The sequence below is a fragment of the Herminiimonas aquatilis genome, assembly GCF_042665175.1.
GTDB classification, from domain to species: Bacteria; Pseudomonadota; Gammaproteobacteria; order Burkholderiales; family Burkholderiaceae_D; genus Oxalicibacterium; species Oxalicibacterium aquatilis.
Map to the genome: position 1 here is coordinate 1 of NZ_JBHTCC010000010.1, position 962 is coordinate 962.

General features: G+C 53.3%; 1 pseudogene. It reads left to right on the forward strand.

Going from position 1 to position 962, the window contains the following annotated elements:
- Positions 1 to 962: pseudogene (locus tag ACFQO0_RS16895) on the forward strand (IS30 family transposase); the annotation flags it as partial.

The window sequence follows — 962 nt, forward strand, 5'->3', positions numbered from 1 at the left end:
AAGGCTCTGATGTGGGATCGCTGGAAGAAGGGAGAATCTCTCCAGCAGATTGCTCAGCTATTCGATCGAAACCATTCGTCTGTGCAACGCATTCTGGCTGATAGTGGTGGAATCCGACCACCACCACGCATGCGATCTAGTACGGCATTGACACTGGCCGAACGGGAAGAAATCTCCCGTTCGATTGTCGCTGGCGAATCGATGCGCACCATCGCCAGGAACCTGGAACGAGCACCATCGACAATCAGTCGGGAGATCAAACGCAACGGCGGTATTGAAGCCTACCGTGCTGCAGAGGCAGATGCCGCCACCTGGAATCGCGCTCATCGTCCCAAAGCCTGTAAGCTTTTAATGAACCAACAGCTAGCCAGCGCCGTTGCGACCAAACTTCGCCAGCGATGGTCACCACAGCAAGTGGCCGGCTGACTCAAGCATAGTTATTCAGGTAATGAGGAATTACAGGTGTCTCACGAAACCATCTACAAGACCTTGTTCATCCAGACACGCGGTGCCTTGAAGAAGGAATTGACCGAGCACCTGAGACGAACTCGGGTCATGCGTCGCTCCCGTCATCACACGCAGAAGACAGACAATCACGGCCAGATCAGTGATGCCGTTTCGATCAGCGAAAGACCGTCTACGGTAGAAGACCGTGCGGTGCCAGGCCATTGGGAAGGTGATTTATTATTTGGAAGTGGCAACAGCCAGATAGCGACATTGGTGGAGCGCCATACGCGCTATGTGATGTTGGTCAAGATCGCTCGCAAAGATACGCAGACGGTGATTGATGCGCTGATCAAGCATGCGGGCAAGCTACCGCAGGAACTATATAAATCGCTGACATGGGATCGCGGCAAAGAACTAGCTGACCACAAGCGCTTCACACTGGCTACAGATATCCAGGTGTATTTCTGCGATCCACGAAGCCCGTGGCAACGCGGATCGAATGAAAATACCAACGG